Here is a 270-nt window from a genome sequence, read left to right as displayed (position 1 = left end):
CCTCAGCGGCACATAGACGTTGATCACCAGCTTGTCCTCCGCCGTCTTCAGGGGATCGGTGATGTATTCCTCGATGAAGGTGTCTTTGGCTTCCAGTTTCTTGTCGTCGAGGTGGTTGGTGATCGCCTCATAGGTGTTGTCCATGTTGTCGTAGGAGCCGCGATGGACGAATTTCAGCGCCTTGCCCTCGGGCGACTTGCCCATGCTGATGTCCTTGGTCAGGTTCTTGACGTCCTGGTCGACCGGAATCTGTGCCAGATACGTAAAACC

The 270-nt window shown here is 55.2% G+C and carries 1 protein-coding gene; it reads right to left on the bottom strand.

Annotation, left to right across the window (positions count from 1 at the left end):
* Window positions 1-270, bottom strand: a 270-nt coding sequence (locus tag QSV46_RS39835; RefSeq protein WP_314964108.1) for a GyrI-like domain-containing protein, incomplete at both ends; no start/stop codon positions are given.

The sequence above is a fragment of the Bradyrhizobium cosmicum genome (assembly GCF_032290525.1).
Taxonomy (GTDB): Bacteria; Pseudomonadota; Alphaproteobacteria; order Rhizobiales; family Xanthobacteraceae; genus Bradyrhizobium; species Bradyrhizobium cosmicum_A.
The sequence above is the reverse complement of the archived record's forward strand: the minus strand, read 5'-3'. Positions and strand labels throughout refer to the sequence as shown.